General features: G+C 69.3%; 11 protein-coding genes. All 11 read right to left on the bottom strand.

Going from position 1 to position 14,882, the window contains the following annotated elements; all coding sequences use genetic code 11:
- Nucleotides 1-13: 13 nt before the first annotated feature.
- The 11 genes from fadD32 to glf all read right to left on the bottom strand — a co-directional run bounded on the left by fadD32 (nucleotide 14) and on the right by glf (nucleotide 14,863).
- Nucleotides 14-1,903, bottom strand: a complete 1,890-nt coding sequence (gene fadD32, locus QNA09_RS25565) for a long-chain-fatty-acid--AMP ligase FadD32 (RefSeq protein ID WP_040270427.1) — start codon at nucleotides 1,901-1,903, stop codon at nucleotides 14-16.
- A 169-nt stretch (nucleotides 1,904-2,072) separates the two neighbouring features.
- Entirely contained in the window at nucleotides 2,073-3,068 is a 996-nt protein-coding gene (locus tag QNA09_RS25560; RefSeq protein ID WP_017681177.1) for an LLM class F420-dependent oxidoreductase, read from the bottom strand.
- 151 nt (nucleotides 3,069-3,219) lie between these two features.
- Nucleotides 3,220-4,182: a cutinase family protein gene (locus QNA09_RS25555; RefSeq protein WP_040270425.1), complete on the bottom strand. Its 963-nt coding sequence runs from the start codon at nucleotides 4,180-4,182 to the stop codon at nucleotides 3,220-3,222.
- An 11-nt stretch (nucleotides 4,183-4,193) separates the two neighbouring features.
- Nucleotides 4,194-4,745 carry a DUF732 domain-containing protein gene (locus QNA09_RS25550; protein WP_010596188.1) on the bottom strand — a complete coding sequence of 184 codons (552 nt, stop codon included), beginning with the start codon at nucleotides 4,743-4,745 and terminating at the stop codon, nucleotides 4,194-4,196.
- 152 nt (nucleotides 4,746-4,897) lie between these two features.
- Nucleotides 4,898-6,763 carry an alpha/beta hydrolase-fold protein gene (locus QNA09_RS25545; RefSeq protein ID WP_043822787.1) on the bottom strand — a complete coding sequence of 622 codons (1,866 nt, stop codon included), beginning with the start codon at nucleotides 6,761-6,763 and terminating at the stop codon, nucleotides 4,898-4,900.
- 293 nt (nucleotides 6,764-7,056) lie between these two features.
- Nucleotides 7,057-8,067 (bottom strand): alpha/beta hydrolase family protein, encoded by a 1,011-nt coding sequence (locus QNA09_RS25540; RefSeq protein WP_308072147.1) that lies wholly within the window; start codon nucleotides 8,065-8,067, stop codon nucleotides 7,057-7,059.
- A 307-nt stretch (nucleotides 8,068-8,374) separates the two neighbouring features.
- Nucleotides 8,375-10,249: a flagellar motor control protein ZomB gene (gene zomB / locus QNA09_RS25535; RefSeq protein ID WP_010596190.1), complete on the bottom strand. Its 1,875-nt coding sequence runs from the start codon at nucleotides 10,247-10,249 to the stop codon at nucleotides 8,375-8,377.
- 58 nt (nucleotides 10,250-10,307) lie between these two features.
- Nucleotides 10,308-11,213: a decaprenyl-phosphate phosphoribosyltransferase gene (locus QNA09_RS25530; protein WP_010596191.1), complete on the bottom strand. Its 906-nt coding sequence runs from the start codon at nucleotides 11,211-11,213 to the stop codon at nucleotides 10,308-10,310.
- Nucleotides 11,210-11,746, bottom strand: a complete 537-nt coding sequence (locus QNA09_RS25525) for a phosphatase PAP2 family protein (RefSeq protein WP_017681171.1) — start codon at nucleotides 11,744-11,746, stop codon at nucleotides 11,210-11,212. The genes QNA09_RS25530 and QNA09_RS25525 overlap by 4 nt, the downstream gene beginning before the upstream one ends.
- Complete coding sequence (locus tag QNA09_RS25520; protein WP_064066435.1) at nucleotides 11,730-13,646, bottom strand: glycosyltransferase; 1,917 nt, start codon at nucleotides 13,644-13,646, stop codon at nucleotides 11,730-11,732. Before QNA09_RS25520 ends, QNA09_RS25525 begins: the two co-directional genes overlap by 17 nt.
- Nucleotides 13,643-14,863 (bottom strand): UDP-galactopyranose mutase, encoded by a 1,221-nt coding sequence (gene glf / locus QNA09_RS25515; RefSeq protein WP_010596195.1) that lies wholly within the window; start codon nucleotides 14,861-14,863, stop codon nucleotides 13,643-13,645. The genes QNA09_RS25520 and glf overlap by 4 nt, the downstream gene beginning before the upstream one ends.
- Nucleotides 14,864-14,882: the final 19 nt, after the last annotated feature.

Raw genomic sequence — 14,882 nt, 5'->3', positions numbered from 1 at the left:
AAGAGAACAATGTTTAAACGCTATCGGGGAAGGCCTGCTGCGTGTAACCGCCGCGCAGGGTTCCCTCGATGTACGCGGCCTTGCACGCGCGCCGCGCGATCTTGCCACTCGACGTGCGCGGGATCGACCCGGCCGGAACGAGCAGGACGTCGCGTGCGGTCACACCGTGCCGTGCCGAGATCGCCGCCCGCACGGTGTCCGCAACCGGCTGCGGATCCGCCTTGCCCGCGCCCGGCGCCCGCTCGGCGACGATGACCAGCTGCTCCGAGGCGTCGTCGGGGTCGAACTGCAGGCCCGAGTGCGAGTTCTCGAACACCACCTGCGGCAGCTGGTTGGCCGGCACGGCGAAGGCGGCCACGAAGCCGGGGCGCAGCGCGGAGCTGGCCTCCTGCGCCGAGAACTCCAGGTCCTGCGGGTAGTGGTTACGTCCGTCCACGATGACCAGGTCCTTGACGCGGCCGGTGATGTACAGCTCGCCGTCGACGTACACGCCGTAGTCGCCGGTGCGCAGCCAGTGCGCGTCGGCCGGCGTGCCCTCGGCGTGGCTGCCGACGGTCAGGCGGTCGGCGATCGTGTTGCGGAAGGTCTCCGCGGTCTCCTGAGTGCGTCCCCAGTACCCGATGCCGATGTTCTCGCCGTGCAGCCAGATCTCCCCGACGTGCTCGTCCGGCACCTCGGTGGCGGTCTCGGCGTCGACGATCGCGGCCCACTGGCTGCGCGCGACGTATCCGCAGGAGACCTGCGCGATGGCGTTCGGCGCCTCCTTGTCGACCTTGACGATGCGGCCGGCGCCCAGCTGGTCGCGGTCGACGTAGATGACCTTGGCCTCGTCGGTGTGCCGGGTGGACGAGACGAACAGCGTCGCCTCCGCCATGCCGTACGACGGCTTGATCGCGGTCTTGGGCAGGCCGTACGGCGCGAACGCCTCGTTGAACTTGCGCATCGAGGACGTGGTCACCGGCTCGCTGCCGTTGATCAGGCCGATCACGTTGCTCAGGTCGAGGGTCTCACCCGGCTTCGGCAGTCCTCGCGCGGCCGCGTGCTCGAACGCGAAGTTCGGCGCGGCGGCGAACGTGCCGGCGCCGTCGGAGACGGCGGCGAGTTCCTTGATCCACCGGCCCGGCCGCTGCACGAAGGCGCGCGGGCTCATGATGGTGATGTACTTGCCGCCGATCGCGGGCAGGATGATCGTGAGCAGGCCCATGTCGTGGAACAGCGGCAGCCATGTCACACCGCGCGAACCCTCGTTGAGTTCGATGGAGTCGGCCATCTGGATGCAGTTGGTGAGGACACCGCGGTGGGTGATCTCGACGCCCGCGGGCACGCGGGTCGATCCGGAGGTGTACTGCAGGTAGGCGATGTCGTCGGTGCCGATCCGGGGTCGCGTCCACGAGTCGGCGACGGTGTCGGGGATCGCGTCGACCGCGATGATGCGGGGGCGCTGCGCGGCGGGCAGCGGCCGGAAGAACTGCCGGACCCCGGCCGCGGAGGTGGTGGCGGTGAGGATGGCGCTGGGTGTGCAGTCGCCGAGGACGGCATGCAGCCGGTCGGTGTGGCCGGGCTCGTCGGGATCGAACAGCGGGACGGCGATGGTGCCGGCATAGATGGCCGCAAAGAAGGAGACGACGTAGTCCAGGCCCTGCGGGGCAAGGATCGCGACGCGGTCGCCGGGCTCGGTGACCTGCTGCAGCCGGGCCGCGATCGCGCGCAGACGTACCCCGAACTGCTGCCAGGTCAGCTCGTGGACCTCGCCGTCACGTTCCCGCGAGTAATCGATGTAACGGTACGCAAGATCGTCGCCGTTCTCGGCGAAATGCTGCTCGAGGTGGTCGAGCAGAGTGTTGCCCTCGGGCAACACGATCTGTCCGTTCTCATCGATGAACTCTTCGAACCCGACGCTCATTCCTTCTCCCTGTCGAAGCGATCCCACAACCACTCGACATGGTTGCGCCCCGTCCTTGTCCTCGCGCTAGCGGATCGTCGTACCTGTACAGCTCAACAGCATCCGGCGGTGCATCTCACGAATCTGTCCATCGATCCGAAATCACGATTATGTTACAGATCCGCATCGGTCATTCCCCCGCCAACAGCGGAATCACCGGTGCGAACGCCTCCATCTGGGTGGGGAAGACCCCCACATAGGACATCCCCGTCTTCGCCCGCACGTTACGGATCTGTTCGGCGATCTCCTCGTAGGAACCGATTGCGAGATACGGCGATTCGAGGATCTCGTCCACGGTGAGCCGGACGTCCACCTCGATGTTCGGGGGGAAGCCCTGGTCGAGGGCAGCCAGCGCCATCTCGGCAGTCTGCTCCCGATCATCCGTGACGAGAATCATCGTGATGGTCCAGTTCAGCTCGATGTCATCGAACCGATCCCCCGCTGCGCGACGGATCACGTCCACCCGCTCCACAGTCTTGCCCATCGTGATCCCCGACAGCAACAAACGGCCGTCCCGATTCGTGGGGGTGGCCACCGAGATGATGTCGGCGTACTTCGCCGCCAGCGCGAGCATCTTCGGTCCCCCGCCGCCGACCGCGATGGGCGGACGCGGGCCCTGCCGCGGGCGCGGACTGCCCTTGAGGCCGTCGATGCGGTAGTGCTTGCCCTCGAAGTTGCATTCCCGGCCCCGCAGGAGCACGTCCAGAATCTGCAGGCTCTCCTCGAGCTTCTCGATCCGGACGCCGGGACGTTCGTAGGCGATGCCCGCCTTGTCGAACTCCTCCTTCATCCACCCTGCGCCGATCCCGAGCTCGAGCCGGCCGCCCGAAAGGACGTCGACGGTCGCGGCGTCCTTGGCCAGGATCGCGGGATGCCGGAAGCCGTTCGCGAGGACGGCGGTGCCGAGGCGGATCTTGTCGGTGGCGACGGCGAGCGCACCGAGGGCGGCCATGGGCCCGACCTGGTTACCCAGGTGGTCCGGGATCATGAAGCTGTCGTAGCCGAGCTCCTCCGCCTTGCGCGCCAGCTCGACGAAGCGCCGGGCACCGCCCTCCTCGGCGTTGCCCTCGCCACCCGCGGCGAAACGAAACTTCCGCGTGACAGCCGAGCCGGCGGTGGCGCTCATCGAACCTCTTCTCGTGTGGCGGTGGTCGCGCGTCACGGGCCCGGAAGGATTTCCCGGGTCATGACCGAAGGTCGAGTCTAAGCGCCGACCGACCAGTGAGTGTATCGGGTGGTGATCCCCGACACTACCGACCGGTAACAACGAGGAGAGTTCACTCCTCGCGAGGGGTCGGCGCCTCCTCGATCTTCTCGATCGCCCAGTTCGCCACCCACTGCGTCGCCGTCGTACCCGAATCGTCCACGACGAAGGTGTTGTACAACGCGTGCACGGGGTTGTTCATGTACTCGAGCAACCGCGGCGCGCTGGCGAGCCAGTTGCCGGGATTCAGCGCATTCGGCGGGGCGTCGCAGATCCCGTCCGTCGGTGCACAGATGTCCACCACCTTGTCCTCGAGCTCGCCGAACCCACCCGGTCGCGCGCCGGTCATGGTGATCCCCGGCAACCGCAACCCGTTCAGCGACAGCTCGGCGCCGACGCCCGCGACGGGCGGTCCGATCGTCTCGACCGTCCCCGGGTCGCGACGGCCGTCGGCGATGAGGGCCACTCCGAGCACGCGATCCGCCGGAACGGGCCCGTCACCGGCACCGATGCGCGACGCGACGTCGCCCGCGATGACCGCGCCCTGCGAGAAGCCGGTCAGCACGTAGTTGGTCAGCGGGCACTCGGCGAACCGTCGCTCGAGGATGTCCTCGGTCGCTGCGGTGCCGGCCGTCCGGCTGTTGTTGTACGACTGCTGGCCGTCCGGCGGGAGCGCCACCGGATTCGAGAACTGGGCCACGTACGGAACGGTGTACACGTCGGCACGCTGCGCGTCGAAGCGCTCCTGCAGCGGACGCGTGACGTTCAGCATCAGCGAGAGCGGATTGAACGTCGGGTTGTACGGATCGTCCCAGGCGGCCGACTCCCACGTGCCCGGCACCGCCACCACCTGGACGTCGGGGCACGAGGCCGGCTGCGCCTGGGGCTTCTCGGGCCCGAGCGGCCCCGGCGGCCCCGGCACCGGGAGCCGGCCCGCGAGGATGTACCACATCGCGAGCACGGCCGCCAGGACGACCAGGATCCCGAGTACGAGGATTCCCCGCCTCCGGCGTCGTTGCTTCGCTCGGGCCGTCATGGTTGCTGCTCCTAGCAGAAGGTGTCGCGGGCGACGGTGATGTAGACGTCGGCGGTCGTCGCGGCGTCGGCGTCGGAGATCTCCTTGCCGGCGGCCGTGGCCTCGCTGCCCACTGCGGCGGTGACGATCGTCTTGATCTCCTCGGGCGAGCTGCCCTGTGCGGTCGCGGCGCAGATGTAGTTGGCCGTGTTGATGGCGATACTGCCGTCGGCGGCGGGTTCCACGCCCCGCTCGCGCAACCCGTCCAGGAACGCCTGGCCGCGGTCGTCCACCGGCACCTCGGCCGGGCCCGGGAATCCGGGTTCGGTCTCCGGCTGCGCCGGGGGTGCGGTGGCGGCCTCGCCCGGACTGGTGGTGGCCGCGCCCTCGGGAGCGGTCGTCGTCGCCTTGGCGGCGGTGGTCTCGGCGGCGGATGTCGAGGTGGTCGCCGACACGGACGTCGACGGGGTGTTCGTCGCCGTGGAATCGTCGCTTCCACAGGCACCCAGGAGGGCGGTGGCGGCGAGCGCCGCGGCGCCGGCGCCCAGGACGCGGGTCAGGCTCGAACGGGTCCGTGCAGGCATGTGGTGGTGTCCTCGCATCCAATCGTCGGAAATGGGCAGTGCCCAGGCTACAGATGCGAACCGGGCGGTGACCGCGACCCGTGCGTCGCGGTCACCGCCCGATCCGGCGGTTGCGGGCCGCCGCGGCGGCACCGGAACCGCGGGTGACGATCCTAGGGGCGGACGGTGGCCACGTTGTCGACCACCGTGACGAATCCACCCTGGAAGTTCTGCTGGACACCGCCGGGGATGGGGAACTCGTCGCCGACGGGGAAACCGAGGCGACCGTTCTCGTATCCGGCGCTCTTCCATGCGTCGAACACGGGCCCGGTCCGAACGGACCAGGCGCCGCTGAGCGGACTCCAGTAGATGTTGCCGCCCTCGAACTCGTTGAACCGGCCGCCGTCCTTGACGGGGATCTCGCTGGTCTTCGGGAATCCGAGCCAGCCGTTCTCGTAGCCGAGTTCGGCGTACTTGCCCATGATCATCCCCTGCACGGCGTGGGCGCCGAGCGGTTCGGTCCAGTAGAGGGCGCCGATCTCGAAGCCCTGCACCACGCCGGGCTTGTTCGGGGTGGCCACCTCGTCGGCCACCGGGTAGCCGAGCGGACCGCCCTCCCAGCCCTGGCGTGCCCACTCGTCTCGGATGGCGCCGCGCACGGCGTGCGCCCCGGTCTGCGGGGTCCAGTAGATCGAGCCGTGCTGGAAGTGGTTGAACCGGCCGCGGCCGTCGGGGGTGCCGCGTTCCTCCGTGGTCGGGTAGCCGAGCGGACCGGCCGGCCCGCCGGCGGCCTGGTAGGCCCCGCCGATGGCGCCCGCCACCGGGCGGGCACCGCCCTCGGTGGAGGAGAAGATCCGGCCGAAGCGGAAGTCCTGGACGCGCCCGCCCGCGACGGCGTACTCCGGGGTGAGGCAGTCGCCGATCCACGGGGCGGCCGCGTCGCCGATCGCACCGGATGCACTGCAGTTCGGCTTCGTGACCTCCACGCCGAGGGCGTTGGCGAGCTGCGGCCACAGCTGGTGCAACTCGAATTCCCAGTACGGCCACGAATGGGTGCCCGACGGCCGGTAGACGACCTGGGCGGGGATGCCGACCTTGTTCAGCTTGGTGGCGAACGCCTGCGAGGTGAGCCGCGACAGGATCTCGAGGCCCATGCCGGCGTAGTTCGTGCTCACGCCCGGGATACCCGACGGCTGGTCGTACGGCCCGGTGCTACCGCTGCCGCTCGAGACGTACAGGCTCACGCCCTCGAGCTTGTCCGCAAGCAGGTACGGATCGTGGGCGGCCCACTGCTCGCCGCCGGGGGTGCCCCACATGGCCGACGAGTCGAACCCGCCGGCATCCTGCATCGCGTACTGGATGGCCTGCGGCATGCCCAGGGTGGTGGTGGTCAGGATGCCGGAGAGCGACCCCGCGAACTTGAAGAAGCCGGGGTTGCGCGCGGGCAGGAACATCGCGGCGGTGCCGCCCATCGACAGGCCGACGACGCCGCGGTCCTTCGTGGTGCGCCAGTTGCCCTCGAGGATCGGGGGAAGTTCCTTGGTGAGGAACGTCTCCCACTGGTAGTTGCGCCCGTTGTTCTGGTCCACCCAGTCGGCATAGAAGCTGGACTGTCCGCCCACCGGCAGGACGACGTTGACGTTCTTGTCCGCGAAGAAGGCCTCGGCGTCCGTCTCGATCGTCCAGCCGTTCTCGTCGTCGCGGGCGCGCAGGCCGTCGAGCATGTAGACGGCGGGGAACCGGGCATCCGGTGCGATGTTCCAGTCCCGGGCCAGCAGCAACTGCACCTGGATGGGGCTGCCCATGGCCGGCGAGTTCACCCACAGGGCCACGCGCCGGTCGGTCAGCCAGTCCACCCGCTGCACCGTCACCCCGGACGGGGCCTGCGCGGCGGTGGGTTCGCTGCGGTCCACCGGCTCCGCGTACGCGGCGCCGACGGCGAGGGTTCCGGCGACGAGGGGCGCGACGAGGGCCGCGGCGACCACCCCGAGGATCCGCCGGCCCCGTCGCGTGGGCGGCACCGGAGGCCGGGCGCGCACGGTTCGACGTCCGCCAAGCACAGTTCGCATCGGCATCGCTCACTTTCTGCGTTGCTGGGGCGTCGGCGGGCGACCGGGCCCCGCGTCTCGAAGACTGTTTCTACACGTGAACGGGCGCCGGGTGGGGGTGCCGCGCTGTGACGGCTGTGGTTTTTGTCAACTATCCGGGGTTTTTGTCAACTGTCCGGGGTTTTCGTCAACTATCCGGGAAACGGCGCATGCCGCCCCTCGACCCTCTCGGGATCGTGGGGCGGCATGCGGACCGTCAGTGTGCGCCGGGTGGTGCGGCGCGATCAGTAGGCGTTCAGAGCCTCGAGGATCTGGGGGCGAGCCTTCCACAGCTCCTCTTCCCAGTACTTCCAGGAGTGCGTGCCGCGCGCCGGGAAGTCGAAGCGGGCCTGGACGCCGAGGGTGGCCAGCTTGATCTGGAAGGCACGGGTCTGGGCGAGGGCGAGCGCCTCGAGGCCCATGGCGTTGGCGGTGTTGTAGACACCCACCAGGCCCTGCGGGTTGTCGTGCTGACCGGGCAGGCCGCTGGCCGCCGAGATGTACATCGACAGGCCGGCGAGCTTCGGCGCGAACACGAACGGATCGTTGCGCAGCCAGGCCGGGCTCCACGGCGGGCCCCACATGGAGTCGACGTTGAAGCGGCCGGCGTCGAGCATCGCGACGCGGATGGCCTCACGCATGCCGGGAGCCGACAGGTTCAGGTATCCGGAGAGCGACGACGCGAACTTGAACTGGTCGCGGTGGTAGGCGGCCAGGGTCAGCGCGGCGCTACCGCCCATCGACAGGCCCAGGATGCCGTTGTTGCTGCGGGAGACGCCGCGGGTGGCGAGGTAGTCCGGCAGGTTCTCGGTCAGGAACGTCTCCCACTTGTAGGTGACGTCCTGGCCGTTGAGGTTGCTGGGCGCGTACCAGTCGGTGTAGAAGCTCGACTGGCCGCCGACCGGCATCACCAGGGTGACGTTGTCGTTGGCGAACTGGTCGCGCGCGTTGGTCTCGAAGCTCCACGCGTTCGCGTCGTCCCGGGCGCGCAGGCCGTCGAGCAGGTACAGCGCCGCGTCACCGCCGCGGGCGGCCCACTGGATCTGCACCTTGATCGGGCCCATGTCGGAGTCGACGAAGACTTCCTCGAACCCACCGGCCGGTGCCCGGTGCGAGATCGGGGTGGCGGCTGCGGGAGCGGCGAGCGCGGCGGTGCTTCCGGCGACGCCGGCGGCAACCGGCAGAACGAGGGCTGCGGCGCCCACGCCGAGCACGCGCCTGCGGAGGCGCTGCGACAACCTCGGGACAAAACGCATGAACAATGCTCTCTTTCTCGATCTGCGGCGTCCGCGTGCGCGTCCCCCGTCGGATACCGGCGGCGACGACCGAGCGGGCCGTCACAAGTCACACTGCGGTCAAGACTGTAAAGGACACCGTGGGCTCTGACAAACCCTTGGTAACCCAGGTCGACGAACCGTGTGTCGGCTTCGATATCGGCCCACACTGCCGATGCGTTACTCGTCCGTTATCGGCTGTGATCATACCGAGATAATTCCGGCGGTCTACTCCGGGCCGCCCGGAACGAAACGACGCCGGTGTGATTCGCAGCCCGGACGCCCGCGTTCAGCCCCCGTCACGTGGGGGCGGAAGCTCGAGGCCGCAGCGCTGGATCTCGTATTTCGGCACCCGGTCGAGTCGATAGTCCGCATATTCGAACGAATTGCGAAGATTTCGCTTGAACAGCGGCCAGGTCAATTCCGCGCGGGAGGACGCGAGCAGTTCCTGCGTCTGCGGACACGTCAGCGCCACCTGCGCCTGCGCCACCCAGTCCTCGTCCAGGTAGGCGGGCAGCCACGGGTGCACATCCACCATCCCCGTGTCGGCGACGACCCAGTCGGAGTAGAGCAGCTTGTCGTGCCCGATGCGCCCGTCCTCGAGCCGCTCGGTGTGCGCCGCCAACGGGTATGCGAGCCCCATCTGATCGAGCACCTGCACGTCGAGCCCGACGTTCATGCTGGTCATGCCGAGGTTGAGGAAGTACACGGTGTGGCCGGCACCGCCCGGCGGTACCGGTTCCGGCGGCGGGACGACGTCCCAGGCGTCGAACGACGGTGTCGGCAGCAGCAGGCCGCCGTCGGGGGTGTTCGAGATCGCCTCGACCATCGCCCGCATGCGCGGATAGTCGAGGTAGTCCTCGGCCCGGACGGGATGCAGATGGCCGGTGTTGAGGGCGTAGAACGCCCGCTCGTCGACGATCCCGGAACGGCCCACCACCGCCCCCTCGGGCATTCCGGTGGTGTTCGCCGCGATCGCCGACCACACCACCACACCGAGCCACAACGCGCCTGCCGCACCCGCGACGGCCGTCGTGCGAGTGCGGCCGATCTCGGTGGGAACACGCAACGGAATCACGGCGACGGGAACGAGCAGACAGAACAGCGGCGGTAGCAGCACCCGGCCGTGCATGAAATCACCGCCGACACGAAGGGCGTAGAGCGTGAGCAACACCCCGGCGCCGAGCATGAAGACGACCACGGCGGACGGAGTGCGCAACGCCCGCTGCGCGCGGACCGCGAACGAGGCTTCCGTGTGACGGATTTCACGTTTCGACGCACCCGGTGCGAGCGGTGTCCGGTCGCGCCACGCGAGCGCGGCACCGAGCAGCAGCAACAGCAACGGCAGCCACAACAGGTACGGGCTCACCAGGTTCCCGAGATACTCGAAGCCCTGCGACCACTTCGCGCCGCCCGCATCCTTGGCCACCGCAGTGTTCGGGTAGGGCAGCCCGTAGTAGCCCATCCGCCAGATCTGATAGGCCACCGGCACGGCACCGGCCACCGCCACCATCGCGATCCGCACCCGCCACGTGAGGCCCGCGGCGAGGAAGAGCATGAGCAGGGCCGGAAGCGCGAGAAGTGCCAGTTCGGGACGCACGAGCGGGCCGAGGCCGGCCACGAACGCCGTCGCCAGCACCGACGGCGCCGACGGGGTCCCCGGCGCCGTCGCCCACCGCACGAGCAGCAGCCACAACAGGGCGATCCAGCAGATCACCAGCCCGCTCTCGAGGCCGGAGGTGGCGAAGTCCCGCGCCGGGGGCACCGCGATGTAGACGAACATGCCGGCGGGAACCAGCAGGAAGGTGGCGCCGCCGCCGCCCCGCAGCCGCCACCGGTACAGCCGGCCCGTGCCGAGCATCGCCAGCACCACCGCCGCGGTCGACAGCACGAGCGCCGTGGCCAGGACCACGTACTCGAGCCGCACCCCGGTGAGCCAGCCCATCGCGTACACGAGATACGTCCACAGGGTGGACGTGTTCGCCTCCACGCGGTCGCCGGCGTTGAACACCGGGCCGTTGCCGGCCAGCAGATTGCGCACGGTGCGCAGCACGATGAGGCCGTCGTCGGCGATCCAGCGGCGCTCCCACGCGCCCCAGAACATCAGCAGGGCCGCCAGCGCGACTCCACCGGAGAACACCGCGGTCGGCACCCACGGCCGCATGCCGTCCCGACGGGCCGGCCGGGCCCGGCGGGCCGGGGTGCCGAGATCCTCGTCGAGGTCAGAAGAGGTAGACAGCACCGCCGACCGCCCCGATCCAGGCCACCGCGAGGAGTTGCAGCACCCGGTCCTTCAGGGCGATCTCCTCCGGTTCGCCGGCCTCCCCGCCGTCCACGTCGACCGCGTACCGCAGGATCGCGATCACGAACGGAACCATCGAGATCGCGAACCAGTTGGTGTCGTTGGCCTGGTCGCGTTCGAACGCCCACAGGCCGTAGCAGATGACGACCGCCGTCGCCGACAACGTCCACACGAACCGCAGGTAGGTGCCCGTGTAGTACTCGAGCGACTTGCGGATCTTCGCGCCCGTCCGCTCCGCGAGACGCAGCTCCGCGTACCGCTTGCCCGCCGCCATGAACAGCGAACCGAACGCCATGATCAGCAGGAACCACTGCGACAGGAGGATCTCCGCGGCCACACCACCGGCGATCGCGCGGAGGAGGAACCCGGACGAGACGATGGCGATGTCCAGCACCGGCTGGTGCTTGAGCCCGAAGCAGTAGGCCAGCTGGACGGTGATGTAGACGGCCATCACCACCGCGAGCTGCCAGTTCGCCAGGAACGACAGGCCGATCGAGCCGACCAGCAGCACCACCGCCATGCCGTAGGCCAGGTTCACCGGCAGCACGCCGGCGGCGATCGGCCGGAACCGCTTGGTCGGGTGGGCGCGGTCGGCCTCGACGTCCATCGCGTCGTTGACCAGGTAGATGCCCGAGGCGGCCATGCAGAACACCACGAAGGCCAGGGCGACCGGGATCAGGACGTCCACCTCGGTCGCCGAGCCGGCCGCGAGCGGCGCCGCCAGCACCAGCACGTTCTTCACCCACTGCCGGGGGCGGACCGCCTTGACGATGCCCTCGGCCAGATTTTTCGGAGGTGCCGCGACGGCTACCGGTTCCTCGCTCATCTCTCTCCAAACTTCTTCTCGGCCCGCACGACGGCCGCGGCGGACGCGGCGCCGAGCGCAGCCCCCGCCAGCACGTCCGTCGGATAGTGGACTCCGAGCACGAGGCGGGACAGCAACATCGGCGGGACCAACACCGCCGGTAAGGGTAGCCCGGTCAGCCGGCCGAGCAGCACGGCAGCGGCCGTCGTCGAGGTGGCGTGCGAGGACGGGAAGCTGAGCCGGCTCGGCGTGGACACGTTGACCTGGACGGTGGGGTCCACGGGCCGCGGCCGCCGCACCACCCGCTTGACCACGATGGACGCGGCGTGCGCACCGACGGCGCCGACCGCGACACCGGCCCAGCGGCGCCGGCGCGGGCGGTCGACCAGTGCCCCGACACCGCCGATCACCGCCCAGCCGAAGGCGTGCTCACCGAAGTGCGACAACCCCCGGGCCGCCGCGAGCGCCCCGGGACGCGAACCGACCGTGGACTGCACGGCCTGCAGCACCTGGATCTCGGCCTCGGTGGTCGGCCATTCACGATTCGAAGACACGCTCCCACTCCTCCTTGCTCGTCAGGGCGGGAACCGCGGCCTGGTACTCGTCCTTCAACTCGGGGAACCTGCGGGCAAGCTCCCGGCGCAGCCGCACAGCCTCGGACAACAACGCCTGCGCCTGCCGCGGGTCGCGCTTACGGTAGACGACGCCGCGCCCGTCCGCGGTGGTCACGGTCACACCGTCGACCTGCGAGAGCAGGAACCAGCGGGCGTCGAGGGTGGGCACGTTCAGCTGCGGGCGCTCGTGGTGTTCCGGATGCGCCGGCCGCACGTTGTGCACCAGGCCCTTGGCGAGCCGCACCATCTTGCCGACGGCGCCGCGCGGCTCGCCGACCGCCCCGACCTCGGCACCCGACGGCAGCGGCAGCTCGGTCGACGACGGCAGCACCACGGCGTCGGAGAACCGCCTGCGCAGCGCGTGCACCTCCCCGAGCGCGGTGGGCAGCAGTTCGAACAGACGGTCCGGGCCGGCCAGGAAGTCCTCGATCGCCTTGTTCTGGATCGCCACCGTCGAGTACTCGAGGCACAGCAGGTGCTTGAGCGTGGCCTTGACGGTGTCGAGGACCAGGCCACGTCCGTCGCCCGGCATGTGCAGCGCCGCCACGACGAGACGGTTGCGCAGGTGGAAGTACGCCTGCCAGTCGATGGCGTCGTCCTTGTCGCTCCACGCCATGTGCCAGATCGCGACGCCCGGCATGGTGACGGTCGGGTAACCGGCGGCACGCGCCCGCAGCCCGTACTCGGCGTCGTCCCACTTGATGAACAGCGGCAGCGGCTGACCGATCTCCTCGGCCACCTGCCGCGGGATCATGCACATCCACCAGCCGTTGTAGTCGACGTCGATGCGCCGGTGCAGCAGCTTCGACTGCTCGCGGTCGCGCAGCGGCTTGGTGGAGAAGTCGTGGTCGTACTCGACGTTCGGCGCCGCCGTCCACATGAAGTTCGCCCGGTCGATCACCTCGCCCATCGTGTGCAGGTGGCTGCGTTCCTGGAGGTTGAGCATCTGACCGCCGACGAGCATCGGGCTCTTGGCGAACCGGGACAACGCGAGAGCGCGCAGGATCGAGTCGGGCTCGAGCTCGATGTCGTCGTCCATGAACAGGATGTACGGGCAGTCGGTCGTCTTCAGCGCCTCGTACATGATGCGGCTGTAACCGCCCGAGCCGCCGAGGTTGCCCTGGTCGTGGATGGCGAGCCGGTTGCCGAGCGCGGCCGCCGCCTCGGTGAAGCCGGGCTCGTCCCGAACCTTGCGGGTGCCCTGGTCCGGAATGATCACGGCGTCGACGACGTCGAGGACCAGCGGATCGGAGGCGAGGGCGACGAGGGCCTTCACGCAGTCCGTCGGGCGGTTGAAGGTGGGGATGCCCACGGCCACGGAGGCCTCGCCGGGCGCCTCGACCGGCGCGTACCACCCCGCCGAGCGCAATGTGACGTCGGAGTCGGTGGTGATGTCGAACCAGATCCAGCCGCCGTCCTCGAAGGGGCCGAGGTCGATCTCGAACTCGACCGTCGCGGCGTCGTGCGCGGCGGAGAACTCGCGGCCCTCGACGTGGATGCGGCTCGAGTCGGCCTTCGAGCGGTACACGTCGGCCCGGCCGTGCCCGGTGAGTTCGAGCCGCAGCACCACGGAGGTGAGGGTGCTCCAGCGTCGCCAGTAGCTCGCCGGGAAGGCGTTGAAGTAGGTGCACATCGACACCTCGGACTCGGCGCCGATGTTCAGCGACGTCCGGCCGACGGCGTGGGCGCGCCGCGCGTTGGTGGGCGATTCCTCCAGGTAGAGGGTGCGCACGTCGAGCGGTTCACCCGGACGCGGCAGGATCACCCGCTGCAGCAGCGCCTTGCCGAGCCGCTCGTCCACGGGTGCGTCGGGCTCGACGAGCAGGTGCCGGGCGCTCACGAGGCGTCCCCCGCCAGCGGGGTGCCCGAATCGAAGTACGGCGCGAGGGCGTTGTCGAACATGCTCAGGGCGCTCGCGATGGCCATGTGCATGTCGAGGTACTGGTAGGTGCCGAGCCGGCCGCCGAACAGCACCTTGTTCTCCGTGGCCTCCCGCTTGGCCCGCTCCCGGTAGGCCGTCAGCTTGGCGCGGTCCTCCGGGGTGTTGATCGGGTAGTACGGCTCGTCGTCGTTACCGGCGAAGCGCGAGTACTCGCGCATGATCACGGTCTTGTCGGCGGGGTAGCTGTCCCGCTCGGGGTGGAAGTGCCGGAACTCGTGGATGCGGGTGTAGGGCACGTCGGCGTCGTTGTAGTTCATCACCGGGGTGCCCTGGAAGTCCGCGGTGGGCAGCACCTCGGTCTCGAAGTCGAGGGTGCGCCAGCCGAGCCGGCCCTCGGAGTAGTCGAAGTAGCGGTCGAGCGGGCCGGTGTAGACCACCGGGGCCTCGGGGCTCGCGGCGCGGATCTCGTCGCGCACCTCGAACCAGTCGGTGTCGAGCCGCACCTCGATCTTCTCGTCCTTCGCCATGTTCTCGAGCCACGCGGTGTAGCCGTCGGCGGGCAGGCCCTCGTAGGTGTCGTTGAAGTACCGGTTGTCGAAGGTGTAGCGGACCGGCAACCGGGTGATGTTGCCGGCGGGCAGTTCCTTCGGGTCGGTCTGCCACTGCTTGGCGGTGTAGTCGCGCACGAACGCCTCGTAGAGCGGCCGGCCGATCAGGGAGATGGCCTTCTCCTCGAGGTTCTGCGCCTGTGCGGTGTCGATCTCGGCGGCCTGCTCCCTGATCAGGGCCCGGGCTTCCTCCGGGCTGAAGTACCGGCCGAAGAACTGGGACACCAGCCCCAGCCCCATGGGGAACTGGTAGGCCTGTCCCTTGTGCATCGCGAACACGCGGTGCTGGTAGTTCGTGAAGTCGGTGAACCGGTTCACGTAGTCCCACACCCGCTTGTTGGAGGTGTGGAACAGGTGGGCACCGTACTTGTGGATCTCGATGCCCGTCTCGGGTTCGGGCTCGGAGTAGGCGTTGCCGCCGAGGTGGTGGCGGCGCTCGACGACGAGCACGCGTTTGCCGAGTTGCGTGGCGGCACGCTCGGCGATCGTCAGTCCGAAGAACCCGGAGCCGACGACGATCAGGTCGTACTCACCGGTGGCAGGCTGGGGCGAGGGTGCAGCGGTCACGGAAGACCAGGGTAGGCGA

It is taken from the genome of Rhodococcus sp. AH-ZY2, assembly GCF_030916465.1.
GTDB lineage: Bacteria > Actinomycetota > Actinomycetes > Mycobacteriales > Mycobacteriaceae > Rhodococcus > Rhodococcus ruber.
This window is presented reverse-complemented; position numbering and strand designations above follow the sequence as displayed.